The following is a 24,390-nucleotide window of genomic DNA, read 5'->3' on the forward strand; positions in this document are numbered from 1 at the left end:
TGTTCGCAAGGTCGAGGAGACTTGCCGCCTCCGCAGCACATAAGGGAGAGAGTATGAAACGTGTATCCGTTGATATCGGCGGCACCTTCACCGACTGTTTCGTCGTTTGGGGCCAGCAATATATCGAAACCAAAGCTCTGACGACGCATCACAACCTGGCGATGGGCTTTAACGAAGCTCTGGGCAAAGCCTGCACCACGTTGGGTTTGGGGTTGGAAGAGATTTTGGGCGAAGTGGACAGCGTGCGCTATGCGACAACGCTGGGCACCAATGCTCTGATTGAACATAAAGGTCCGAAAATCGGCATGTTGGTGACAGCGGGCTATGAGGCGACTGTGCCACTGAGCCGGGCGCGTGGCTATGGCGAAGGTCTGGATAACCTCGGCCAGCAAGACATGCCCAATGCCCAGCGTCCTGACCCTCTGGTGGAGCCGCACATGATTTATGGTGTGCGCGAACGACTGGACTTCGAAGGCAATCTGGTGATGAAGCTGGACGAAGAAGACGTGCGTCGTCAGCTGCGCGGGCTTGTGGATCGCGGCGCACAGATCATCGTGGTCGCCTTGGTGAATTCGGTTGTGAATCCGGCACACGAACAGCGCATCGAAGAGATTGTGTTGGAGGAATATCCGTCGCATTTGCTCGGTGCGATCCCGGTGATCCTGTCGCATCAGGTGGCGGGCCGCAAAGGCGAATATGTCCGCGCAACCTCGGCCATCGTCGATGGCTATCTGCATTCGACCATGTATCACGCGCTCTCGGCGCTTGAGCAGAACCTGCGGGCGCATAAATACGAAAAGCCGATGTTGGTGATCCACAATTCGGGCGGTATGGCACAGTTGAACTCGACTGATGCGCTGCAAACCATCCACTCAGGACCGGTGTCCGGCATCGGCGCGTCCGAGCACCTGTCTTTGCAGGCTGAATTGGGCAATGTTGTTGCCACCGACATGGGTGGCACCAGCTATGACATCGGCATCGTCGTCGAGGGCGGGATCAAGCACTATGATTTCAACCCGGTCATCGACCGCTGGCTTGTCTCTGTTCCCATGGTTCACCTTGTGACGTTGGGTGCGGGCGGCGGGTCCATTGCCTCCTACGACCGGATGTACAAGACGGTGAAATGCGGGCCGGAAAGCGCGGGGTCTGATCCGGGACCGGCCTGTTACGACCGCGGCGGGATGCGCCCCTCCGTCACCGATGCCGATCTGGTTTTGGGCTATCTGGACGCGGAAAACTACGCGGGCGGGTCGATCCCGCTCAATCCGCGCCGGGCCAAGACCGCGATTGAAGACGCGCTGTGCGACGAGTTGGATTGCGACGTGATCGAAGCCGCCAAGCTCATTCGCGAAAAGGTCGATGACAACATGGCAAACGGTCTGTTCACCGAGCTGCGCGCGCGTGGCTATGACCCGAAAGACTTCACCATGTTGGCTTATGGTGGCAACGGTCCGCTGCATTGCTGCGGTATCGCGCAGAACCTCAGCATCGACAAGATTCTGGCCCCGCCCTTGTCCTCCGTCTTCTCGGCCGTGGGGGCAGGCAACATGCACCAGCTCCATATTCACGAGCAGTCGCTCTACATGGTGCTTTATGACAGCAACACCCGCCACATCTTTGACGACTACGATCGGTTCAATGCCATCGTGGCGGAGTTGAAGGAAAAAGGCACCCAAGACCTGTTGCGTCAGGGTGTGCCGCTGGACCAGATCAGTCACGATCTGGAACTCGACATGCGCTATGGCAACCAGTTGGTGCAAACCACGGCTGTGATCCCGCGTCATGAGGTGCATGGCCCGGCGGATGTGTTGGCGATGATTTCGCAATTCTCCAACGATTACGGCAAGCGTTTTGGCGAAGGCTCTCAGGCACCGGAAGCGGGCATCCGCATCAACACCATTCGTGTGGCTGCCTATGCCAAACACGAGACGGTGAAATTCGAAGACATCAAACCGTTGGCCAAGGCGGACCGCAAGGCCCCGCCCGCTCCACAAAGCCATCGGACCTGTCATTTTGTTGGCGTTGACGGTGCCTTTGAGACCCCGGTTTGGGCACGCAAGGACATTGAGCCCGGTGTCGAGATTGAAGGGCCAGCGATTGTTGCCTCCGAAGTCACGACCTTCTTGGTGAACCCCGGCTGGACCTATGTCGCGGCAAAACAAGACGCGTCGTGGTTCTTGCGCAACGAAACGCCGATCACCCGCCATTAAGTCAATCTGCCCCCCGGCGCGGAGGAGGCGTCGGGGGTGTACCCCTTTGGAGGAGAGTCCCATGAACGAGATGTCAACACGGGCGAAAACGCCCACACTCGAAGAAATGAACCTGATCAAGAAATTTCTTGACGACACCACGCTGTTTCTCGGTCCCGACCCGGAGATCATGCAAAACCATGACCTGATGCCGCGCACCGAGATCGAAGACGACGCGATTGGCAAGGTCAGCGATGCCCACACCGTGGCCAAAATCCGGGATCGCATCCAATCGGGCTGTGACGAAGGCTATGAGATGGTCGAACAGATGGGTGCCGCACCCGGTGCGAAATGGGGTGACGTGATCACGGGCGTTTATTCTGCCAGTGGTGATCTTGCCATTGCCTCGGCTGGGGCGTTCTGATCTTTTCGGCGCTGGTGCACCACCCGATCAAATTCATCATCAAAAACTGGATGAATGACCCAACCGTGGGCGTGAAGGACGGCGATGGTTTCATCCACAATGACTCGCGCTACGGCAACGTGCACAACACCGACCAGTCGATGATCATCCCGATCTTTCACAAGGGTCAACTGGTGTGCTGGGTCGCCTCGACCGTGCACGAAGGCGAGAATGGCGCGATTGAGCCGGGCGGTATGCCCTCGATGGCTGAAAGCCCCTCTGATGAAGGGCTGAAAATGTCGCCTTTCAAAGTGGTTGAGAACTATCAAATCAAACGCGACATCCTGACCTTCCTGCAAAACTCGGTGCGCGAGCCAAAGCTGCAATACGAAGACATGAAGGTGAAACTGTTCGCCTGTCTGCGCATCAAACAGCGGATCGAAGAGACGCTGAATTCGGATGGTCCTGAGGCTTTGATGGCGACGCTGCGCCTGACTATGGAAAACGTGCGTGCCGAGGTGAAACGCCGGATTTCGGAATGGCCGGACATGACCGTGCGCAGCTACATCATTCAGGACTCCACCCTGCGTGAAAACTGCGTGGTCAAGATCAATTGCAAACTGACCAAGACCGGCGATCGGTTGATTTTCGACTTCCGTGGCTCGTCGCCCGAATTCACCAACCGCGCCACCAACACGATTGTTGCGGGCCTGAAAGGGATGCTGGCGCAGGTCTTCTTGTGCTACGTCTGGCCCGACCTGCCGCGTGGGCAGGCGGCTTTTGCGCCCATCGAAGTGATCACCGATCCGCATTCGATCGTGAACTGTTCCTATGATGCGCCCAACTCGCAATCCTTGATGTCGATCTTCACCGGGTTCACCGCCGGGCAACATGCGGTGGCCAAGTTCCTGTATTCCTGCCCGGAAAAATTCACTCGGGTGCATGCGCCGACTTTCAACATGATCAACACCTTCATCTGGGGTGGGGTAAGCCAGCATGGCGAAACATTGGGCAACCTCTGTGCCGACCTCAACGGCATGGGTGCGGGGGCTACGTCAAGCCGCGATGGCGAACATGCTTTGGCGCCGATCTTTGCCACCATGGCCGACATCGGTGAGCAGGAGCTGAACGAGGAGGAAGTGCCCTTCTTGCAGCTCGTGTCCAAAAAAATGACCCGCGACGCTGTGGCCCCCGGTAAATATCGCGGTGGTCAGGGCTATACCATGATGGTGGCCACCAAGGATTCCGAACAATGGGGGTTCATGACGACGGCGCAAGGGGCCAAAATCCCGCCGCTTCAGGGTCTGTTTGGCGGCTACGCCTGCGGCACCTATCCGTTGTCAAAGGTCAAGGATGTTGATGTCTATGACGTGTTGATGAACGAACCAGAGCGGTTCCGCCACTCGATCGAAGAGATCATGAACGAACAACCGTTCGAGGACGCCGATTATTCGACCCATCACATGGGCATGGGGTTCGAGATCTCGAAACGCGGCGAGTTGTTCATGATCAGCCAAGGCGCGGGCGCAGGCTATGGTGATCTTCTGGAACGCGATCCGGAAAATATCATCAAGGACATCGAGGAGGGGCTGATCTCTCCCGAAGTGGCCGCACGCCTTTATAAAGTGGTCTTTGATGCCGCAACGCTGGCGATTGATTTTGACGCCACCGAGGCCGCGCGTGCCGAAGAACGTCAGGCCCGGATCAAACGCTCGGTCCCCTATGCTGAGTTTGTCAAAGGCTGGAACAAACCAAAGCCGCCGTCGCATCTGCAATATTTCGGATGTTGGGGCGATGATGTTGGCACGCTCTATATGGGCGCGCCGGACATCATCCGCCGCGGCGACCAACCGCGTCCGAATTACATGATGCACCCCAAAGACGTGCGCATCGCGGAACTCGAAGCGCGCCTTGAGGCCGCAGGTGCCATGGGGGACGAAAAGAAATGAGCCAAACCCTAGCAGACGATCTGCCCGATGGTTCGGGTACGAAGGCGCTGCGGGTCTGGTTGAAGTCGTCGGGCTATGCCCGGCGGCTTCTGCTGGGCGAAAGTGGCGATCCTTGGGCGGACGGGGCGGCGAAATACCTGTCTTTTTTCTCTCAGGCACGCGGGTTGCTGCGGGCCGATGTTGCGGAGGTGGATTTGGGGGATTTGTTCCGCTCTTGGGTGCATCGCCATCCCGCTTTGCGCGCCGATATGGCCAGCAAGAAGCGCGTGACCTACCCGTTGCGGCGGATGCTCGAAGAGGAGGGGCCGCGCCAGCTTTTGGACGAGGTGACTGAGGCCGTTGCCGCCAATTTGCAAGCTCAGGTGCCGATGGTTTTGGTGATGCCAGCTCCGGGGGCTTGGCTGGCCGAGGCGCAACAGATGGTCGATCGTCCGGCTGAGGTCGACGATGATGCGGTGGAAGATGCCGCCATGTATATGGCCGATTTCCTGCGCTGTGTGTCCGCGCGTCCGGTGGGCGGGCTGTTGGTGGAAGAGGGCGCCAGCCCCGGTCCGGCCTCCCGCTATTCTCCGATCCTGAATGCGGCCAAACACTACCGTTGGGCTGTGGTCGGGCGCGATGTCTCCCCAGAGTCAGCGGCGGTGTTTGACGCCACCATAGGCACGGATGCAAGCGCCCAAGGCCGGGATGTCAGTCTTGATCTGTTTGGACAGGGCACATTGCCGGACATTGGGGCCGGTCAGTTTGCCTTTGCGGAGATCCCCGTTGGACATGCGCCAGAGGCGGTGCTGGACGCGATTGCTCAGCTGCGGGGCTAGATGCACGGGTCATATGTCCCAAATTCCGCCCTTCCCCACGGGCGGATTTGACCAGTGGGTGGACGTTTTCAAACCGACGCCAAGGTCATCACGGCGCCCCTCCTCCGGGGCGCCGTTTTTCGTGAGGTCAGTGTTGAACCGTGCGTAGGATCGCGACGCTTTCTTTTAACCCAAACCGTTCCAGTTTGATGTAGAGCGTACTTTTCGCGATCCCCAGATCCCGCGCGACCGAGGTCAAGTTGCCCTGATGCGCCCGGATTGCGGTCATGATGGCCTCGCGTTCAGCAAGCTCCAAGGGGCTGATCCCCGCATGATCCGGCGCGGGGGCGTCAGAGCTCAGATCATCTGGCAGACCAAGCTCAGATGGCAAATGCTCTGCCTCCAAAAAGTCGCCCTCGCAGACCAGCAGACTGCCTTCCAAAGCGTTGCGCAATTCGCGGATGTTGCCCGGCCAATCATGTTGCTCCAAGGCGCGCCGCATCCCATGCCCGACCCGTGGGACCGGACGGTCATACCGGGCCGCGATCTGGGCCAGAAAATACTCCGCAAGCGGCACAATATCGCTGCGCCGATCGCGCAGGGGGGGAAGCGCCAAAGACGTCACGGCAATCCGATAGTACAAATCCATTCGGAATCGACCGGCTTGCACCTCGGCTTTGAGGTCGCGGTTGGTCGCCGCGATCAGACGAAAGTGGACTTTGCGCGGATGGTTTTCACCGATGCGGCAAATCTCGCCGGTTTCCAAAACCCGCAACAGATGCGGTTGCAGATCGAGAGGCATCTCGCCAATCTCATCCAAGAACAATGTGCCGCCATCGGCGGCTTCAATTTTCCCCATCATGCCGCCACGTTTGGCCCCGGTAAAAGCGCCCTCCGCGTAGCCGAACAATTCACTGGTCAAAAGTTCGCGTGAAAACCCGCCGCAATTGACCGCCATGAACGGGCCCTTTTGATCTGGCCCGGTGTCGTGAAAGGCATGGGCAAAAGCGTCCTTGCCAACGCCGGTTTCGCCCAGCAACAGCACGGGAACCGAGGCTTTCGCCAGTTGTCGCGCCCGATTCAGCGCCGCCACATAATTTGGTGCGGCACCAATCAGGCGGTTAAACGCATCGGTTGGTGCGGACTGCGGGCGGGGAATGTCGTGGATTTTGTTGCGTTGGACCAAGGCATTGCGGTCGGGTAGCACAAGGATCGAGCCGAGGCGATGTCCCTGTACATGGACGGGCTCGATCCAGTCCTGATCCACCCAAGACGGCATTTTTTCGGGCACAAGCTTGCCATCGCGCCAGGGCAGTGTCAGATCGCGAATGGTGAGGGCCGGATCATTGCGGCCCTTTGCCAGTTGCGTCATCAACGCGGCGGCACTGTCATTGGCTTTGACGGCGCGGCCTTGGCGATCAAAGACGATCAACCCGTCGCTTCCGGCGTTGTTCAGCCGGTCGAGATAGTGGTCAAGCAACCGATATCGCAATTTCATTTCCTGACGCGCCAGACGGTTTTCGATCCGTCCAGACGCGGCAACAGCCAGCGCCAGAGCGTGACGGCTGTAGCTGTCTGTCAGGCCGGAAATGTCAATCGCGCCAAGGATCGTATGGCTGATCGGATCACGGATCACACTGGCCGAACAGGACCACCGTTTGATCCCGGAACAAAAATGTTCGGAGGAATGAATTTGGATCGGTTGGCCGATTTCAAGCGCGGTTCCGATGGCGTTGGTTCCACAACTGGCCTCACTCCAACTTGCACCGGGCATCAGATGAATGTTTTCAGCCGGGTCACGCAAAGAGGTGTCGCCCTCAATCGACAAAACCACACCAGCCGCATCGGTCAGCACCATGACGGTTCCGGTTTCATGCAAAAAATCGCGCGCAGATTGCATCACCGACACGCTGGCCTGTACAAGCTCCGTGTTGGTTTCCAAAAGGCCATACAGAGGATCGCCATCCAAGGGGACCGGGGCCTGATCCCGTGTGGGATCGACCTTGCCCTGGCAGCGGCGCCAAGAGTCGTCGATCAACCGGCGCAGCGCATCAGACCCCGGTTCATCGCCCTGTAGAAATCGTTCCCAGGATGTCATGATTTGCGGGTCATTCTCTGGACGTGAAAATGTCTGGCGCAAGGCGGTTCCCGGCATTGCAGTTCTCCTCCCAGTGTTGCGTGAGTGGTGGCTGCTTCCTCCCCGAAGCAGATGGTCCACCAGCCAAGACAGCGACCGAAATCGCGTCTTTGCGCATTTTTATCGCGGTAGTTTAACAGTCTTTGCCTTTTCCACCACAATTATTGCGTTTTGGCCTGTCTGTGCCGGGGGTCTAAGGGGCCTGCACGGCTGAGCCTGTGGGGCCGTTTATGTCCTCGCGATGCATATTGGGCGTGTCGCACAGTGCGGGCCTTTTAGCCACGAAGCGGTCGTCTTGACCGCGTTTTATCTGTGCGCACCGTGGCACCACCGTCCGGTTTTCGGACGCCCCTCAGGCCGCGCTCAGACCGAAAACCGGACGCTTTGGAGAAGAGGTTTGAAGCACGCTCACGGCAAGCCGTTGTTTGGCCTGAAAAGTCGTGAGTGGAACGAAACCTGCTTCTCTTTTGGGAGGATGGATGGAGGAAAGCCGATGACAACGCCCGAAAACCTTGCTGTTTTGGCGCGCCCTGCGGACGTTGGGCGGGTGCCTGTGACCCTGTTGACCGGGTTCTTGGGGGCCGGAAAAACAACACTTTTAAATCAGCTCATGCGCCTGCCAGAAATGGCCTCGGCGGCTGTTTTCATCAATGAGTTCGGTGAAATTGGCATTGATCACCACCTTGTTGAGCGAATCGATGAGGCCTTGGTGATTCTCGAATCTGGCTGTGTGTGCTGCTCGGTTCAGGGCGATCTGATCGCCGAACTGAAGCGGCTGCACGACCGCATGGCACGGCGCGATATTCCGCAGGTGTCTCGTGTGGTGATCGAGACCACGGGTCTGGCCGATCCGATGCCAGTGGTGCGGGCGTTGATGGAGGATCGGTTTGTGTCCGCCCGTTTCCGCTGTGACGGGATCGTCACGGTGGTGGACAGTGAACATGCCTCCGCCCAGCTGGCGCATCATCGCGAGGCTCGGGTTCAGGTCAGTATGGCGGACCGTATCGTCTTGTCTAAAACCGACCTTGCAACGCGCGCCGCACGGGCAGAGCTGACCAAAGCTTTGAGGGCGCTGAACCCCGCCGCGCCTCGGATGAGTGCGGCGGAGGCGGTTGAGGCCGTGAGCACTGTGTTGGGCGGCGGGCTTTATGCGCCGGAACAGATCCCGCAGGACCTTGGAGGCTGGTTACAGGCCCATGTCCCGTCAGGATCGCGCACGAAAACGATCTCCGCGCCGTTTTCCCCCGTCACACATGACCACCACAGCGGCCGCGTCCGCAGCTTTTCCGTGCGCTTGCCAAAGCCGGTGGCCTGGCGGGGCTTTTCTGTGCGGATCGGTGAAATCCTTGCGCGCTGGTCGGGTCAGATTTTGCGCCTCAAAGGCATTGTGGCGGTTGAAGGGATCGACACACCAACCGCCATTCAATGCGTGCAGGATACCGCCTATGCGCCCGTGCATATGGCGCGCTGGCCAAAACAGGATGCGACCGGGGCATTGCGCGCGGGGCAGGGTGCGGTGGTGGTGATAGGCGAGGATTTGACGGCTGAGGATGAACAGGCAATCCGCGCCCTGTTAACTGAGTTTCCGGCGGACAGGTTGGCGCTGCGCCGTGCGGCCGCCTTGCCGGATTTGGCCACGCGCAACTGGCTCAACGAACGGATGCCCTTGGCGTCACGACCGGGGATGATCTCTGAGGCGTTTGTGATCCAGCCGCGGTTTTTGCGCGATGCGCATGGATCAGTTGGGTGATGAACCTCTCCGTCACCCCAAGGTCGCTCAGAGAGGGGCGGCAAAATGACAATCACAAAGGAGAATAACATGACTGGCATTCATATCGTGGGCAGTGGCCACACCGCGTTTGGGCGGCTCGATGCCCGCAGCCTAGAAGACCTGATCGTCGACGCCACGCGCGAGGCATTGTCGGAAGCTGGGATCAGCGGCAAAGACATTGATGCGGTGTATCTTGGACATTTCAATGCTGGCATGTCCGACGACGGGTTTGCCTCGTCTTTGATCCATCAGGCCGACGACCAATTGCGATTCAAACCGGCGACGCGGATTGAAAATGCCTGTGCCTCAGGTTCGGGGGCTATTTACGCCGGGATGGACGCTATTTTGGCGGGTCGGGCCAAGCGTGTTTTGGTGGTGGGTGTCGAAAAAATGACCCACCGCAGCACGCCCGAAGTGACCGCCTCGCTTGGCCGTGCCGGGTATCAAAGCGATCCGAGTGAGGCCGGGTTGAGCTTTCCGCAAGTGTTTGCCATCGCGGCCAAAGCCTATGCTGAGCGCTACAGCAATCCGAGTGAGGCCATGGCGCGGATTTCGTCGAAGAACCACAAGAATGCTCTGGCCAATCCACTGGCCCAAATGCGCCGCGATCTGAGCTTTGAGCAATGCAACGAGGTGACCGAGAAGAACCCGCTGATCGCGCCGCCGCTGCGCTTGTCGGATTGTTCGCTGATTTCTGATGGTGCCGCCGCCGTGGTGCTCAGTGCCGATCCGGCGGCCCATACGCGCAGTGCGCATATCCGTGCTGCCGTGCATGTGTCGGATTTTCTCCCCATGTCGCGTCATGGTATTTTGCGCTTTGAAGGTCCGAAACGGGCCGTGGCGCAGGCCTATGCGGTGGCGGGGATCACGGTGGATGATGTGGGATTTGCCGAGGTGCACGACTGTTTCACCATCGCGGAATTGCTGATGTACGAAGCGCTTGGCCTGTGTGACGCGGGGCAGGGCGCCACTGTGTTGGCGGACGGTTCTGTCTATCGCGGGGGGCGGTTGCCGGTGAACCTGTCTGGTGGGCTCAAGGCCAAAGGCCATCCGGTCGGCGCCACCGGCGTGTCGATGCATGCGCTGTCGTTTCGGCAATTGACCGGTACGGCGGGGGAGATTCAGGTGGAGGCCCCGCGCCTTGGCGTTGTGGTCAATATGGGTGGCGCGGCTGTGGCAAACTATGCGACCGTCTTGGAAACAGGCCACGTCTGAGGTGCGCGGCTGAGGGGAGGAACGCATGCGCTTGACCAACCTGTCGGAGAGCATAGAGGATCGGGTGGGCCGTGCCACCGCGTGCCGCTTGATCTGGTCCGATTTCATGGCGTTGAACCCGCGTGCGCTTTTGGGATCAACACCATGAAAGGCCCCAGTCTGCATCAGGTGCAATATCCGGCTCAGCGGATGTCACAGACGATGCAACGGGCACTTAATCTGTTGCAAATGGACAATGCCGAGCTGAGCGGTCTTTTGATCGAAGAGGCCGCGCACAATCCGCATGTGCAGGTCACGCTGCCAATGCCCGAAGACCCGGCGCCAGTGCGCAAGCACAGGCATTGGGGCACGCCCGGTCTCATGGCCGGGGCTGCCGATTTTGATCCCGATCGCATGGGTGCCGAGGCGACGGGTCTTTACGCCCATGTCCAGGCGCAGGTGGGGCTTCTTTTTCAAACCGCAAATGAGCGTGCCATTGCCGAGGCGTTCATCGCTGCGCTCGACCTTTCGGGTTGGTTGGGTGAGACCGTGGAGGAGGTGGCCCGTTCGGCAGGTTGTGCGCCTGAGAAAGCGGAACAGGTGTTGCTCACCTTGCAGGAGGTTGAACCCACTGGGCTGTTCGCGCGGTCGTTGGCCGAGTGTTTGCGTTTGCAATTGGCCGAGGCACAGGCTTTGGATGTCCCCATGCAGCACCTGCTGGACAACCTACCGGCCTTGGCGCGTGGCGACACGGCGCTGTTGTTGGATCGGTGCGGTGTCGACGCGCCGGAGTTGGGGCGAATGGTCACGCTTTTACGCAGCCTCGACCCCAAACCGGGTGCGCAATTCGACTCCGCCCCAGCACCCCGCCGCGTGCCTGATCTGATCGTCAGTCGGGATTCACAGGACAGGTGGCAGGTGGTGATGAACCGGGCCAGCACACCGGAGGTCCAAGTGGCGCATCTGGCCGAGCCCTCCAGCAAGGAAGGTTTGGAAACCGCCCGATGGCTGGAGCGCACCTTGTCGCGGCGTAGCCAAATGATCCTGCGGGTTGCGGGCTATGCGATTGCATTTCAACACGCGTTTCTGGAACAGGGGCCGACACGGTTAAAACCATTGACCAACGCCGAGGTGGGCGCGGCCTTGGGCCTTCATGAAACCACGGTGGGGCGTATCCGCAACGGGCTTTTGATGCAATTGCCCGAGCGCGTGGTGACACTGGATGCGTTTTTTGGCCGGGGGCGTGTCGCCTGCCGCAATGGTGGCAGCCTTGCGGGAGATGCGATTGCGGCCATCCTCACCACGCTGGTTGCTGCTGAGCCGCCAAAGGCTCCTTTGACCGATGCTCAACTGGTGGACGCCCTTGCCCTGCGTGGCATCACGATGTCGCGTCGGACATTGGCCAACTGGCGCAAACGCGCCGGGATCGGCACCGCATCTGAACGCAAATGACAGCCGGCCTTTGCGCGCAAGATGTGATGCGCGACTTTTGCCGCATTTGAGAGTAGAGTGGTGGAACATTCCACTAGAAAGCGGTCTCGTGCAGGTGCGTCTTGAGAAAATAGTCCCGTTCAAACGACAACGCAGGTTCTATGCGCTCAGCATTGACCAAACGCTGTTTGGGGAATGGTGTTTGATCCGGGAATGGGGTCGCATCGGAGCGATTGGCGGTCAAAAAAGGGGTGCGTATCTCGCCACGCAAGACGACGCGCTACGGGCCCTTGAGGGCATAAAGCGTGCAAAGAATAGGCGTGGATATGCGACAATCCCGGTTCAGCTTGAGTTGATTTGAAAGGCAAATATTCCTTGGTGCGGCGATTGTTGGCAATAATTACCGCATAATTTGCGGCGAATAAGATTGACGATGCGGCGCAAACACCCCATATTTCCCGCAAGGAGTGCGGTGAATATGACGTATATCCACGAAAAACCAGATTGGCCAAAGTTCGTTTGGCAGAGCGAAGCCATTGCTGACAGTCTTGGCCGTGTTCGGCATCAACAAGGCCGTTTGATTGGCCGGATGGAGGCCCTTGGGTTTGACGCGCAGGCTGAGGCGGTTCTTAGCGTGCTCACCGAGGATGTCACAAAATCGAGTGAAATCGAGGGTGAAACTCTGGATAAGAAACAGGTGCGCTCGTCCATTGCACGCAAGCTTGGGCTTGATGTTGGGGGGCTGGTGGCCGCCGATCGGCATGTGGATGGCATTGTTGAAATGATGCTGGATGCGACCCAGAAGTTTTCAGATCCGTTGACGGAAGACCGGCTTTTCGGCTGGCACGCGGCTTTGTTTCCGACAGGGCGTAGCGGGATGACCAAAATCACAGTTGGGGATTGGCGGCGCGAAACTTCGGGCCCGATGCAGGTTGTGTCTGGTGCCTATGGCAAGGAACGGGTGCATTTTGAAGCGCCTGCGGCCGGTCGGGTGACCGAGGATATGCAGGATTTCCTTGAGTGGTTTAACAACGATGGGCGGCTTGACGGGGTTTTGAAAGCCGCGATTGCGCATTTCTGGTTCGTCACGATCCATCCCTTTGAAGACGGAAATGGACGGATTGCGCGGGCCATTGCAGACATGGCCTTGGCCCGATCTGAAGGCATATCTCGGCGCTTTTATAGCATGTCTGGACAGATCCGACAGGAACGCGAGGCGTATTATGCCGCTTTGGAGCGCGCGCAAAAAGGCGATTTGGACATTTCAAATTGGGTGATTTGGTTTCTGGAGTGCCTCGGACATGCCTTTACCAATGCGGAAGAGATTTTCACATCGGTTCTGTACAAAGCGCGGGTTTGGGATTGGCTCAAAGATCAAAGCCTCAATCCTCGGCAGCGGGAGATGATCAATCGGCTGCTGGATGGGTTTGAGGGCAAACTCACGTCCTCGAAATGGGCGAAAATCACGAAAACCTCATCGGATACGGCACTGCGCGACATCACCGATCTTGTGACCCGCGACATTCTTGCCAAGCAAGACGCGGGCGGGCGCAGTACAAGCTATGTGCTTAGATTTTCTGGTGAGGATCGGTGAGTGATGACCTGTGCGGGCGACAGGTATCGGAGCATTTGTGCCTTGTGACCCGCGCAGAACCGCAGAGGGGCTGGGCGTTCGAGTTCCTTGCAGAGGCGTCACATTCGGTGTTCAAAAACTGAACATTCCCGTTGATTTCGCACGCTTCAGGGTAACACTGTTGCCACCTGAGGAGGGGGAGACTGTGTCATGAGCATGAAAACGACGTTTCTGCAGGCGCGCGCCGCGTTAGACGCAGGTGAACGATTTGCGCATGCCGCGATGCCTGAGGAGATCGCGCGCAGTTGGCAAAGGTGCCTGCGCGTGGGGCTGGAACCCGGTGGCGAGCCGGTGGATGCGGTGATCTCGTATCAGGAGCTGCAACTCGCACGTCAACAGAACGAACGGCTGATGGAAATCGTTCGGCCAGAACTTGAACTCCTGAGTTCGCAGATTGCCGGTACGAACTATATGACGGCCTTTGCGGATGCGAACGGGACCGTTTTGGATGCCATCATGGACGCCGAATTTCACGCCGCTGAGTGTTCGCGCAGTGTGCGACCCGGCTCGATCTGGCGCGAAGATTTGCGCGGTACAAATGCGCTTGGGTTGGCGTTGTTCACCGGACAGACCAGTATGGTGACCGGGCCTGAGCATTTTTTTACACGCCATGGTGGGGTGTCCTGCGTTTGCGCCCCGATTTTTGCATCAGACGGCAAGATCGTTGGGCTGCTTGATGCGTCCTCCGAGGTGTCTGATCGACAGTATCATACCAAGGCTCTGGTCAGTCTGGCGGCGACGAATATTGAAAACCGATTGTTCATCGAAAGCCATCGTCGAGATTACATCATACAGTTCCATCCCAGGGTCGAATATTTGGCGACGCAGAGTGTGGGGATGGTGTCGGTGACTGAGGACGGCTATGTCACCGGCGCCAACAGAAGTTCGGCCAGATTGCTGTCGGGGATGAACTTTTTGACCATGAACCGGTTCAGCGACATCTTTGGCGGCTCTTTCCGGTCGATCCTGCGCAAACTGATCCAAGGCGACACGGTCGAGCTTTCGGATGGGTTGAATGCCAGCTATTTCGCCCGGCTGCGCCCCATGTCACGGCCGCGCTCGGGTCGCGGACCAGCGCAGGAGGTGACGCTGCGCGCTCCGCGGCTGTACCGATTAGAGCCTCAGGAACAGGAGCTTGTTTTTGATGACGAGCTGCTGCGCGAATGTTTGCGTGTGGCGCGCCGGGCGGCGGATGTGGGCCAGCCGGTGTGCATTCACGGCGCAACGGGAACCGGCAAAACAGCGATGGCCGAGGTCATACACCGACATCTGCATCCGGCAAAACCGTTGATCGTCGTAGACTGCCGCAGGCTGACCCAAGACACGGATATGCGCGGGGTGATCGGGGAGTTGATGCAGGCCACCGCCCCCTCGGGGCTTTCTCTGGCGCAGGGTGGTACATTGCTGTTGGAACATGTTTCCGCTCTGGCTGGCCTGGCCGCAGATGAGTTGAACGTGCTCTTAGACAGTGTGCGCAGAGATGTGGCGGCGGGGCATTGGTATGTGGTGGCGACGGATCAGCCACACCAGGATCAAACGCATATCCGCACCAGAACGATTGCGGGCGTCAACATGCTGACCGTTGATTTGCCGGGGCTCAAGGCGCGCACTGATTTCGATAAATTGGCGCGGATCATGCTGACGGATTTATCGTCGCAACATCAACTGTCAGCCAAGGCCCTGCGCAAGCTCGCGTCGATGGAGCGGCCCGGCAATTTAAACGATCTGCGGCATCATTTGCAGGTCTTGGTGGCAAGCTGTCCCGCCGGGATTGTGCGCGAGACGCAGGTGGAGCATTTCTTTCCGTCGCACCAGAGTGAAACGAGGGCCTGTGGCCGCTGCTTAGGGGTTCCGATGCGAGAGAAGCGATGCCTCGAGGTGCGGCGTGTCTTTCAAATCTGTCAGTGCAATGTGGCGCTGACCGCTCGTCGTTTGGGCATCTCGCGCAATACGGTTTATTCGCATTTGAAAGACTGAACAGCACCAATGCCTTGCGCCAATGCGGCGGAGATTTGATCTTGGTGACGGGTCGCGTCTTCTTCTGAGAGAAAGCGCAAAGCGGGCGTGTTTTCTGTCAAAAGCGCCATGCCTAAGCTGCGGCGATGCGCATCCAATATGACAAAAAGGCCGCGTGGTGGACCTCGAAAGCGGTGCGTTTCGATGAATGCGCGGATCGTTTCGGGGGCCGGCCAGATCGGCGATCCGGCATGGGGCAACATACGCACGAGGGTCACGGCGTCTTTTTGCTCCGCCGGACGCAGGCAGACGTCATTTAGGGCAATCAACGGCGGGTGCAACAGATGCCATTGTTCTGGTGTCATCACAAAATCGCGGCACAACTCTGCCGATTGTGTGCTTTGGAAAAACATTTTACGCAGGGTTGGGGCGGGTGAAAACCCGAGCCGCGTCAGCAAGGTCTGCGAGGCCGCATTGTCCGTGTGACAGGTGGCGCTCAGCGGTGGCGCGAGCGCGGCGAAATGGGCGGTCACGGCGCGTTCTAGCGCCTGATGCATCAGCCCGCGACCCCAAAATGCCGGGTCGAGCCAATACCAAAGCGATGCCCCGATGCACAGACACCCCGCCACTGCGCCGCCGTGTTCGACAATAAAGAGATGTTCATCGGGATGTTGGCCGTGAGCCAGCAGCGCATCGACATCTGACGGGCCAAAGGGCTGTGGCAGCGCGGCAAGCCAAGGGGCGATCCGGGGATCGTTCAACTGTTGGATCAGGGTCGGCAGATCCTTTTTCTGGACCTGACGAAGGACGAAATCTTGCGGTGCCTGATCGGTGGAAAAGCGGGTCATGGGGCTCTCTGAATTGGCCTGCGATAGACCCAGAACAGCGCGAATCATCGGACGAAATCAAGAAGCTGATTCGGAAATAATCGCGATTTGGAAAATATACTGCACTGCAGAAAAATCTCTTTTGGAACAATATGTTCCAACCGCAAAATGAAAACGTAAAGCTATTTTACAACTTTTCTAACGCGCCACGAATTTGGGCAAAAAACCACCTGTTTAAAGCGGATTCCATTGCGTCATCCTGTCGCTTCGATAGCCTGACCCAGACAAAGATCGGATGTTCAGGGGAGGGGATAGCCGTGCACGAGACATTACAAACAGGGCCGTATGGTTTGCACGATGCGGGCTCAGTTCGGACGTTCTTTGGTTTGCCCCGAGGCGTAGGACATCACATCCCAAATCGCAGAAATATCGGTGGCCATCAGCCGATGCACCTGCTGCAAAATCCGATCTTTGAGCCCATCGTCCAGCGCATCAACGGCGTGGCGTGCCGCACGCATGTCCTGCGGATCACGGGTTTCCAGCGCCTGTTGGATGGCGTTTTGACAGGGCGTGTCCAGGCCATCGGTTTGGGTACACACCAAGGCGAGCGTTTGGAAAAATCGAATGTCGGCGGGATCAATCATCGTGTCGGCCCTTCAATGCGTAAAACAGCACTCATTTAAAGGGGGTCTCAATGACAGGTCAATCACGCAGCCTTCAAGATATTCTCATGGACCGTCTGAAAGTCACACAGGACATCGCGGCGGCCAATGTCGAGCACATGCGGCTGAACCAAAAAGCCAGCGGGATGATGGTGTTGGATATGAAGGACGAAGAGGACGGCGTGGTCGATGAGGGCCGCGAGGTCGAGCGCCGCCAAAACGAGGCCGCGTTGGAGCGCAGCGCCGACATCATCACTGCATTGGAAGGGCGTCTTTCCGCACTGGATGCGGAAATCGACACCGTTATGAAAAAGGAAAACTGAATGACACAGCACATGCCACCTCAGGCGCTCTCGCTTTTTGATTTGTTGGCCCGGACATGGGACTTGGACCAAAACATCCGGCAGGTTCTGTTCAACATGGACGGAACGGCGCTTGCGGTGGTTCAGGCCGACGGTCGCATGACGTTTATCGGCGTGAAGGATGCCGAAGGCCCGGAAAAACGGATACGGCAGGAACTCGACACCGGCCGGATGACCATTCGGGCACGGGAAAAACCACTGCCGATGCCTCTGACCAGCCGGGATGCCACGGCGCTGTCAGACAGTAAAATCTGCCCGCTTGGGCCACAGGGATTTGCCTTTGTCCATAGCGAGGGCGAAGAGCTTTGGCGGGCGACGCCGCGTGGCCAGCTTCTGCGGTTGTTGCCCAGTGAGGGCGCTGACATCACGGCACTGAGCGCCTTGCCAGGCGCGGCACGGATCGTGGTCGGGCGCGGCGATCAAATTTCGGTTGTGAGTGCTGAGGGCGGGGAGCCGCTGAGCAGCACAGAGTTGACGCATGATGTGCGTGACATCGCGGTGTCAGACGATGGGTGCCTGTTGGCGTGTTGGGGGGCGGGGCATATCAGCCTCATCAAAACCGATGGTCTTGAGCCTGTGACGACACTGCCCTGTCAGGGACAGGTTTTGGCGATGCGCTGGTCGCCCTGCGCACGTTGGTTGATCGCGGGGTGTCGCGACAAATCGGTTCTGGTGGTGGATGCCGCAGCCGGGACCGCAGATCGGATTGTTGATTTTCCACAGGCGGTGCAGTCGGTGGATTTCAGCGCAACCTCGCGGGCCATGGTCGCGTCCGGGGCCTTCCGCGTGGTGGGTTGGGCGCTGCCTGAACTGCCTTTTGGCGATCACGAAGGGGACCCGATCACGACCGGCAAACCGGGGCTGACGATTGTGGATCGGCTGTCGGTTCACGGCAAACGTGACCTTTGCGCCGTTGTGTATAGCAACGGGTTGGTCACGATTTGCCGGGTGGGACAGCCCGAGGAGATGATGTTGCGCGAAGGCACCGGCGTTGCTGTCACTTCGGTCGCGTGGTCCGGGACCGGCACACATCTGGCACTGGGAGCCGAGGATGGCACGGTGTCCATCGTCACGTTCCCAGACGACATGTTCAAACAATAAAACCAAGGGAGGAGGATCAATGACACAAGCATTGACCACAGAAGAACAAAGCAAAGACCGCTTTTTCCAAGCACTTGCGAAAGTGGCCGAAGAGATGGTTGAGGAGCACGGCAAAGATTTCGCGGCGGGGGCGCTGGTTCTGGCCGCGCGCTGGGTGGCCGAAAACCGCCTTGGCCAAGCCGAAGACCTCAAGCACTAATGGAACTTTGACGCCTGCCGCATCCCGGTGGGCGTCGTTCCGGGGGCCGCCAGCCTTTGAATCTGGCTCACAAGTATACTGTTCAATGGTCCGGCCAACCGCGCAAGCGGGGCGGTCGAGGAGGATGTGTTGGCGGCTGCGACGCCCGCCACATCCAATATTTTCGTCAAATCCGGTTCCACCAGTTGAGCGAAGGCACAGAGTTCATGAATCCGAAACGTGGCAAAATGCAAACTGTCGTCATTCGCCAGCACGTTGGTGTGCTGCCGGGTCGGGACATGGGTGTTGAGCGCGTTGCTGTGCACCGCCGCCCCAAGCGTGGTCAGCACCGTCTTGCGCCACTTCGCGTAATCGGTGTCTGCGGAGTGATCAATGCCGACGGTATAGAGCTTTTCGGAAATGGTCCGAAAAACCCGCCCGCCTGCGATGTGACGCCGCCAAAATTCATTCGCCTCTTCAACGCTTTGACAGTCGGCAAACCGTTGCGCAAGTTTGGGACGGATCAGCAGGACCAGGGCCATATCCACATCTTCGGAAATCGACCGGGCGATTTGCATGGCGGGCATCGGCAGGTCCGTCAACGCCAAAAGCCGCAGGGCGCTGAGTTGTTCGGTCAGCCGCGCGGACAGGGCCGCAAGCCCGTGCCATTGCGCCGGGGTCAGACCTTCGATCTGGTGGCTGCGTGCGCAACTTGCGACGGCGTGCAACGCGCGGACCCAAAGAATGCATTGATCAAACAGAAAGACCAAATCCACCTCGGCGCTGTTGGGTGCGTTTTCAATGCGCGGCAGGGCTCGAAACCCCGGCAGGCTGCGCACCCCGTCGCGCCAGTGGCGATCAAAATCCAACCCTTTCGCCGCCCAAAGCTGTTTCACGCGGGCCAAAAGCTGTGGCGAGAGGCCGGGGTAGGACAGTTCGGGGGTGCATATTCGAAAGGGAGTGTTCCGCCAGTCGGATCATTCTTGTGCATGGGGCTGCGTGTCCGGGTTTCAGTTAAGTCACGATAGACCGGCCATCGCGCCTATGGCCAGAGTTTTGTCCCAGCTGGGACGGAGGAGTTGCCCCGAGAGGGGCGGAGGGAGAAAAAGATGTCGCTAGCCATTCTTATGCGAGCCAGACAGACACAGGTGTTCAAAATTGGTCAGGTGATCGAGGTGTTGAACATGTCCTCGGCCGAGTTAGACGACCATATTGCACAGACCGCGCGGGACAATCCGATGATCGTGCTGCGCCCGCGCCGCGCGGGCGGTGTCAGTGCGACGGATGTCCTTGAAATGACCGCCGTAGAAGAGGCCTCAAGCCTCTATGATCACGTTTTTCGCGAGCTGGCGGGGTTGATTTTGCAGGGCGGTCAGTTGGAAAAACTGGTCATCGCCTTGATTGAGGAGCTTGATCCATCCGGCTGGCTTGGGCGGTCGGTGGCCCAGATCGCCGAGACGCTGGGTCTCCGGGCCGAGGTGATCGAAACCGCGTTGAAAATCATCCAGAAACGTGTCGAACCGGCGGGTCTTTTTGCTCGCAATCTGGAGGAGTGTTTGCGGCTTCAATTGGAAGATCAGGACGCCATGACCGAGACCTTGGGGCGGGTTTTGGCCCATCTGGGGGCGTTTGAAAAAGGTGGTCCGGCCTGTCTGGCCAAAGCCGCCGGGCTTGAGATGGAAGAGGTGATGTCCTGTCTGTCGGTGATCCGTCGGCTGAACCCGAAACCAGGGGCTGTTTTCATGACGGATGCGACGCTTTTGCGTGAGCCGGATGTGAGGGTGACGTTGTCCACAACGGGGTGGGAGATCGAATTTCTCTCTGGTCAACCATCTGAAATGTCGATTTTACCGATGCCAAAAGGCGCGCAGACCCCGGTGTTGCGTGAGGCGCTTGCACGGGCGCGGGCGCTGAAACAAGCCTTGGAGTTGCGTCAGTCCGCGGTAAAGCAGGTGGTGCGGGTTTTGGTGGATCGACAAAGCGCGTATTTTCACACCGGAGCCGAAGCTTTGGAGCCGATGACCATGTCCGACGTCGCCCAAATCACCGGCTATCATGCGAGCACCGTGAGCCGCGTGTTGAATGGGTTGTTGATCGAAGGCCCCCATGGCGTGATCGCGGCGCGGGTGCTTTGCGCCGGGGCGGCCTCGGTCGAGATGACACATTCCAAACCCAAAGTTCAGGCGCGCATCAGGGCCCTTCTGGCGTCTGAGGATTCAACACGTCCGCTGTCTGATCGTCGGCTGACGGCGCTGTTGCAGGTGGAGGGCATCACCGTGTCCCGCCGTATCGTATCGAAATATCGTCAGGAAATCGGTCTTGCATCGGCAGCGAAACGGCGTCTTTACGCCTGAGGTTGCAGCGCAATTTTGAGACGTCAAATCCGTCTGCGTCAGGGCAAAATTTTCGGGGAATATTTAGACAACGTGCCGGGCGAATGCTCGGCATATTGCGTTTTGAGCACCCTGTTTTTTCGTCCGTCTGAACCCGTTCGGGCAACGTGTAAAATGGGCCAAGTGTAACGTGTAACGCTTCGTAACTCTGCGCAACGTCCGAGTGACACAATATGCGACAATATGTCCGTTTCACTCAGAGCCCGGATGCGCCTGATTTTGAGTGTGCAAAATAAATTAACAAAAAATATATAATAAAAACAGTTATTTAATAATTTTTAACAGATTGAGCCACGGGTTTTTCAAATTGTGGAACGCCGTTTGCAACAAGACCTGCACAAGACGCGAGCAACTGCTCCACGTGGGGCAGTCTCAAAGAACGAAGGATAGGGAGTGAGGGCATGACGGTGATTGGCCAAGGCATATGCCAGCCATCGCAAGGATGTCGATCTTTTCAACCTTTGCCGAAAACCGGCGCCGCTGGAGATTGAACACCGGCGCTCAAACGCAACGGCAAAAGCCGCCAACAGGTGACCGGGTTTCCGGTCGCAGAGCTTTAAGGAGGCTCATGGCATGACTTTAACGCTTAATAAAATCACGTCTCAGCGTGGGATTTCGGTGGGGGAGGCCACCAAGAAGATTTCCGATCTTGGTTGGAACCCTTCTTATGTGCAGGAAGCCAGCACGTTCCCGACGGACTACAAAATCACCAAGGCACCGCGCGATCCGATGAAACAGGTTCTGCGCTCCTACTTCCCGATGCAGGAAGAAAAGGACAACCGCGTTTATGGTGCCCTTGACGCCGCTTTGCGCGGTGACATGTTCCGCAACGTTCAACCCCGTTGGGTCGAATGGATGAAGCTGTTCTTGGCCATCATCCCCTTCCCGGAAATTTCGGCTGCGCGCTCCATGGCGATGATTGCACGTCTGGCTCCGGGCGAAGATCTGCGGACCGGGTTTACCATGCAGATGGTGGACGAATTCCGTCACTCCACGATTCAGATGAACCTGAAAAAGTGGTACATGGAAAACTACATCGACCCAGCCGGGTTTGACATCACCGAAGAAGCGTTTGGCAAATGCTATGCCACCACGATCGGTCGCCAATTTGGCGAAGGCTTCATCACCGGGGACGTGATGACTTCGGCCTGTATGTATTTGACCGTGGTTGCCGAAACGGCCTTTACCAACACGCTTTTCGTGGCCATGCCGTCGGAAGCCGCCCGCAATGGCGACTATGCGCTGCCCACCGTGTTCTTGTCGGTTCAGTCCGATGAAAGCCGTCACATTGGCAACGGTCACTCGATGTTGATGGCCGCGTTGAAAGAGCCGGAAAACCACCTGCTTTTGGAACGCGATCTGCGCTACGCGTTCTGGCAAAACCACGCCATCGTTGATGCCGCCATCGGTACGCTGATCGAATACGGCACCACCAACCGCGACAAGGACAAAGAGTCCTATGCGGAAATGTGGCACCGTTGGATTTTTGAAGATTACTACCGGACCTACATGCTTCCGCTTGAGAAGTATGGTGTGAAAGTCCACCACGATGACGTCCAGGAAGCCTGGAACCGGATCACCAAGAAGAACTACGTTCACAAGATCGCTCAGTTCTTTGCCGTTGGCTGGCCTGTCAACTTCTGGCGGATCGAAGCTCAGACCGAAAAAGATTTCGAATGGTTTGAGCACAAATATCCGGGTTGGTATGCCGAATTCGGTGACTTCTGGAAATGGTACTCCAAATTGTCGAAGCCGGGTGAAACGGTTGTCACCTTCAACGAAGACACCGGCTACGTCTATCCGCATCGGTGCTGGTCGAGCTTGGTGCCGTGTGTTGTCCGTGAAGACATCGTTGTCGATCAGATTGACGGCCAGTGGCACACTTTTGCGCATGAGCTGGATCGTTGGACCGCAGTCTCCGCGTTCTCGGATGAATACGAGGGCCGTCCGACGCCTGCGATGGGCAAATTCTCGGGCAAACGCGAATGGGAAAGCGTCTACGACGGTTGGGATCTGGCGGATGCCATCAAGGATCTGAACTTCGTCCGCGAAGATGGCGAAACGCTTGTCGCTCAGCCGCACCTGCGGTTCGACAACAAGGATATGTGGAAGCTCGAACACGTGCGCGGTCACACGTTGCGCTCGCCGCTGAACATGCTGCGCGCGATGTCGGATACGGATCGCGATGCGCATATCGCGAAGTATCGCGAAGGCTTCACCATCAACCCCTGTAACTAAACCAATGCGGCGGGGGCCGAATGACGGCCCCCGCCACCCGGTGTGCAATGTCTGCACGCTGTGGATAGGGAGGACACAATGACGGATATTTATACTGTCCGGTTGGAACCGGTCGGAGTGGAGTTTGAAGTCGAGGAAGACGAAACCATTCTGGACGCCGCGTTCCGGCAGGGGATCGCGCTACCTCACGGGTGCAAGGAAGGGCAATGCTCGGCGTGCAAATGCGTCAAGCTGAATGGCGAAACGGAGATGTTGAAATACTCCACCTTCGCATTGAATGACATGGAGAAAGACAGCGGGCATATCCTGATGTGCCGCGCGCATGCCTACAGCGACATTGATATCGAACTGTTGAACTATGACGAAGAGGTTCTCTCCAAATCGATCCCGGTGAAGCAGTATTCCGGCAAGATCGTCGATTTCCAAAAACTGACCCATGACATTCGCGCTGTTCAAATTGAACTGGATGCGCCTCTCAAATTTTGGGCGGGTCAATATGTCGACATCACAGTCAAAACGGAAAAAGGGGAGAAGATTACACGCTCGTTCTCCATGGCAAATCCGCCGAGCGAAGCCCAAAAACTCGGCTTCATCATCAAAAAATACCCTGACGGGCGGTTCTCCAACGAACTCGACGATGGCGGCATCAAAGCCGGAGCCGAAGTCGAAATCGAAGGGCCCTACGGGATGTGCTTCCGACGCGAAGGACGCGACGGACCCGTGATCCTTGTCGGCGCCGGATCGGGCATGTCGCCTGTCTGGTCGATTTTGAACGACCAAGTGGTCAGCGGCGAAGAGCGCCCGATCTATTTCTTCTATGGTGCACGGTCTCAGAGCGATCTTTTCAAACTGGACGAGATCAAGGCGTTGACCGACGCCCACCCGAATGTCGAGTTCATTCCGGTGCTCAGCCATGAGGCTGAAGATAGCGGATGGGCTGGCGAACGCGGCTTTGTCCATGAATGCGTCGATGCGCGGTTAAAGGCGATCGACTGCGACGGGGAGGGGGACGTTTACGCCTGTGGACCGCCGCCGATGATCGACGCGCTGACACCCGTTCTGTTCATGCGCAACTTCGAAACGGACCGCATTTTCTACGACAAGTTCACGCCCACTTCCGGTTCTTCGGGCCATTGAACCTGGCTCGAACGCTAGTGACGTGAAACCAA

19 protein-coding genes and 1 pseudogene are annotated in these 24,390 nt (G+C 58.0%); 16 read left to right on the plus strand and 4 right to left on the minus strand.

Features of this window, described 5'->3' with window-relative positions; genetic code table 11:
* Nucleotides 1-53: 53 nt before the first annotated feature.
* The 3 genes and pseudogenes from DA792_RS01095 (at nt 54) to DA792_RS01105 (ending at nt 5,359) form a co-directional block, all read left to right on the plus strand.
* A complete protein-coding gene (locus tag DA792_RS01095; RefSeq protein ID WP_107717626.1) occupies nt 54-2,210 on the plus strand; it encodes a hydantoinase/oxoprolinase family protein in 2,157 nt (718 codons plus the stop codon).
* Between the two features lie 61 nt (nt 2,211-2,271).
* Nucleotides 2,272-4,541, plus strand: a pseudogene (locus DA792_RS01100) (hydantoinase B/oxoprolinase family protein).
* Entirely contained in the window at nt 4,538-5,359 is an 822-nt protein-coding gene (locus tag DA792_RS01105; protein WP_107717628.1) for a hypothetical protein, read from the plus strand. The pseudogene DA792_RS01100 and the gene DA792_RS01105 overlap by 4 nt, the downstream one beginning before the upstream one ends.
* A gap of 127 nt (nt 5,360-5,486) precedes the next feature.
* Here the strand turns inward: DA792_RS01105 and DA792_RS01110 are convergent, their stop codons facing one another.
* Entirely contained in the window at nt 5,487-7,493 is a 2,007-nt protein-coding gene (locus tag DA792_RS01110; protein ID WP_107717631.1) for a sigma-54-dependent Fis family transcriptional regulator, read from the minus strand.
* 475 nt (nt 7,494-7,968) lie between these two features.
* Between DA792_RS01110 and DA792_RS01115 the strand changes: the two genes are divergently transcribed.
* From DA792_RS01115 to DA792_RS01140, 7 genes are all read left to right on the plus strand, one after another.
* Complete coding sequence (locus DA792_RS01115; protein WP_107717633.1) at nt 7,969-9,225, plus strand: CobW family GTP-binding protein; 1,257 nt, start codon at nt 7,969-7,971, stop codon at nt 9,223-9,225.
* Between the two features lie 69 nt (nt 9,226-9,294).
* On the plus strand, nt 9,295-10,461 hold the full coding sequence (locus DA792_RS01120; protein WP_107717635.1) for a thiolase domain-containing protein: 1,167 nt from the start codon (nt 9,295-9,297) through the stop codon (nt 10,459-10,461).
* A gap of 25 nt (nt 10,462-10,486) precedes the next feature.
* Nucleotides 10,487-10,609: a hypothetical protein gene (locus DA792_RS23010; protein ID WP_302664910.1), complete on the plus strand. Its 123-nt coding sequence runs from the start codon at nt 10,487-10,489 to the stop codon at nt 10,607-10,609.
* Entirely contained in the window at nt 10,606-11,892 is a 1,287-nt protein-coding gene (locus tag DA792_RS01125; protein WP_159075127.1) for an RNA polymerase factor sigma-54, read from the plus strand. Before DA792_RS23010 ends, DA792_RS01125 begins: the two co-directional genes overlap by 4 nt.
* The gene (locus DA792_RS22380; protein WP_199908048.1) at nt 11,783-12,232 is read left to right on the plus strand and encodes a WGR domain-containing protein; all 450 of its coding nucleotides are present in this window, start codon (nt 11,783-11,785) and stop codon (nt 12,230-12,232) included. The genes DA792_RS01125 and DA792_RS22380 overlap by 110 nt, the downstream gene beginning before the upstream one ends.
* A 117-nt stretch (nt 12,233-12,349) precedes the next feature.
* Nucleotides 12,350-13,465 carry a Fic family protein gene (locus DA792_RS01135; RefSeq protein ID WP_107717641.1) on the plus strand — a complete coding sequence of 372 codons (1,116 nt, stop codon included), beginning with the start codon at nt 12,350-12,352 and terminating at the stop codon, nt 13,463-13,465.
* Between the two features lie 189 nt (nt 13,466-13,654).
* Nucleotides 13,655-15,481, plus strand: a complete 1,827-nt coding sequence (locus DA792_RS01140; RefSeq protein ID WP_107717644.1) for a sigma-54-dependent Fis family transcriptional regulator — start codon at nt 13,655-13,657, stop codon at nt 15,479-15,481.
* Here DA792_RS01140 and DA792_RS01145 read toward each other — a convergent pair.
* Nucleotides 15,460-16,308 carry a GNAT family N-acetyltransferase gene (locus DA792_RS01145; protein WP_159075128.1) on the minus strand — a complete coding sequence of 283 codons (849 nt, stop codon included), beginning with the start codon at nt 16,306-16,308 and terminating at the stop codon, nt 15,460-15,462. The two genes, DA792_RS01140 and DA792_RS01145, sit on opposite strands and share 22 nt — an antisense overlap.
* Nucleotides 16,309-16,652: 344 nt before the next feature.
* Nucleotides 16,653-16,931, minus strand: coding sequence for a hypothetical protein (locus tag DA792_RS01150; protein ID WP_107717647.1), 279 nt, complete (start codon nt 16,929-16,931; stop codon nt 16,653-16,655).
* 50 nt (nt 16,932-16,981) lie between these two features.
* On the opposite strand from DA792_RS01150, the gene DA792_RS01155 reads away from it, so the two are divergent.
* Genes DA792_RS01155 through DA792_RS01165 form a run of 3 tightly spaced genes read left to right on the plus strand, consistent with a single transcriptional unit; the run spans nt 16,982 to nt 18,611 of the window.
* On the plus strand, nt 16,982-17,272 hold the full coding sequence (locus DA792_RS01155) for a hypothetical protein (RefSeq protein ID WP_107717649.1): 291 nt from the start codon (nt 16,982-16,984) through the stop codon (nt 17,270-17,272).
* Nucleotides 17,273-18,412, plus strand: a complete 1,140-nt coding sequence (locus tag DA792_RS01160; protein WP_107717650.1) for a WD40 repeat domain-containing protein — start codon at nt 17,273-17,275, stop codon at nt 18,410-18,412.
* A 19-nt stretch (nt 18,413-18,431) separates the two neighbouring features.
* Nucleotides 18,432-18,611, plus strand: coding sequence for a hypothetical protein (locus DA792_RS01165; RefSeq protein WP_009572592.1), 180 nt, complete (start codon nt 18,432-18,434; stop codon nt 18,609-18,611).
* Here DA792_RS01165 and DA792_RS01170 read toward each other — a convergent pair.
* Nucleotides 18,608-19,486, minus strand: coding sequence for a hypothetical protein (locus tag DA792_RS01170; protein WP_254679186.1), 879 nt, complete (start codon nt 19,484-19,486; stop codon nt 18,608-18,610). The two genes, DA792_RS01165 and DA792_RS01170, sit on opposite strands and share 4 nt — an antisense overlap.
* Nucleotides 19,487-19,699: 213 nt before the next feature.
* On the opposite strand from DA792_RS01170, the gene DA792_RS01175 reads away from it, so the two are divergent.
* From DA792_RS01175 to DA792_RS01185, 3 genes are all read left to right on the plus strand, one after another.
* A complete protein-coding gene (locus tag DA792_RS01175; RefSeq protein ID WP_254679187.1) occupies nt 19,700-20,944 on the plus strand; it encodes an RNA polymerase factor sigma-54 in 1,245 nt (414 codons plus the stop codon).
* Nucleotides 20,945-21,556: 612 nt separating this feature from the next.
* Nucleotides 21,557-23,221: an aromatic/alkene/methane monooxygenase hydroxylase/oxygenase subunit alpha gene (locus DA792_RS01180; protein WP_009572589.1), complete on the plus strand. Its 1,665-nt coding sequence runs from the start codon at nt 21,557-21,559 to the stop codon at nt 23,219-23,221.
* Between the two features lie 78 nt (nt 23,222-23,299).
* On the plus strand, nt 23,300-24,358 hold the full coding sequence (locus DA792_RS01185) for an NADH:ubiquinone reductase (Na(+)-transporting) subunit F (RefSeq protein ID WP_107717656.1): 1,059 nt from the start codon (nt 23,300-23,302) through the stop codon (nt 24,356-24,358).
* Nucleotides 24,359-24,390: the final 32 nt, after the last annotated feature.

The sequence above is a fragment of the Celeribacter baekdonensis genome (assembly GCF_003047105.1).
GTDB classification, from domain to species: domain Bacteria; phylum Pseudomonadota; class Alphaproteobacteria; order Rhodobacterales; family Rhodobacteraceae; genus Celeribacter; species Celeribacter baekdonensis_B.

Coding starts and splice junctions, on each gene's coding strand:
- DA792_RS01165 (WP_009572592.1), top strand. CDS start 18,432: ATGACACAAGCATTGACCACAGAAGAACAAAGCAAAGACCGCTTTTTC.
- DA792_RS01135 (WP_107717641.1), top strand. CDS start 12,350: ATGACGTATATCCACGAAAAACCAGATTGGCCAAAGTTCGTTTGGCAG.
- DA792_RS01185 (WP_107717656.1), top strand. CDS start 23,300: ATGACGGATATTTATACTGTCCGGTTGGAACCGGTCGGAGTGGAGTTT.
- DA792_RS01125 (WP_159075127.1), top strand. CDS start 10,606: ATGAAAGGCCCCAGTCTGCATCAGGTGCAATATCCGGCTCAGCGGATG.
- DA792_RS01145 (WP_159075128.1), bottom strand. CDS start 16,308: ATGACCCGCTTTTCCACCGATCAGGCACCGCAAGATTTCGTCCTTCGT.
- DA792_RS01105 (WP_107717628.1), top strand. CDS start 4,538: ATGAGCCAAACCCTAGCAGACGATCTGCCCGATGGTTCGGGTACGAAG.
- DA792_RS01140 (WP_107717644.1), top strand. CDS start 13,655: ATGAGCATGAAAACGACGTTTCTGCAGGCGCGCGCCGCGTTAGACGCA.
- DA792_RS01095 (WP_107717626.1), top strand. CDS start 54: ATGAAACGTGTATCCGTTGATATCGGCGGCACCTTCACCGACTGTTTC.
- DA792_RS01115 (WP_107717633.1), top strand. CDS start 7,969: ATGACAACGCCCGAAAACCTTGCTGTTTTGGCGCGCCCTGCGGACGTT.
- DA792_RS01175 (WP_254679187.1), top strand. CDS start 19,700: ATGTCGCTAGCCATTCTTATGCGAGCCAGACAGACACAGGTGTTCAAA.
- DA792_RS01120 (WP_107717635.1), top strand. CDS start 9,295: ATGACTGGCATTCATATCGTGGGCAGTGGCCACACCGCGTTTGGGCGG.
- DA792_RS01155 (WP_107717649.1), top strand. CDS start 16,982: ATGACAGGTCAATCACGCAGCCTTCAAGATATTCTCATGGACCGTCTG.
- DA792_RS23010 (WP_302664910.1), top strand. CDS start 10,487: ATGCGCTTGACCAACCTGTCGGAGAGCATAGAGGATCGGGTGGGCCGT.
- DA792_RS22380 (WP_199908048.1), top strand. CDS start 11,783: ATGCTCAACTGGTGGACGCCCTTGCCCTGCGTGGCATCACGATGTCGC.
- DA792_RS01110 (WP_107717631.1), bottom strand. CDS start 7,493: ATGCCGGGAACCGCCTTGCGCCAGACATTTTCACGTCCAGAGAATGAC.
- DA792_RS01160 (WP_107717650.1), top strand. CDS start 17,273: ATGACACAGCACATGCCACCTCAGGCGCTCTCGCTTTTTGATTTGTTG.
- DA792_RS01180 (WP_009572589.1), top strand. CDS start 21,557: ATGACTTTAACGCTTAATAAAATCACGTCTCAGCGTGGGATTTCGGTG.
- DA792_RS01150 (WP_107717647.1), bottom strand. CDS start 16,931: ATGATTGATCCCGCCGACATTCGATTTTTCCAAACGCTCGCCTTGGTG.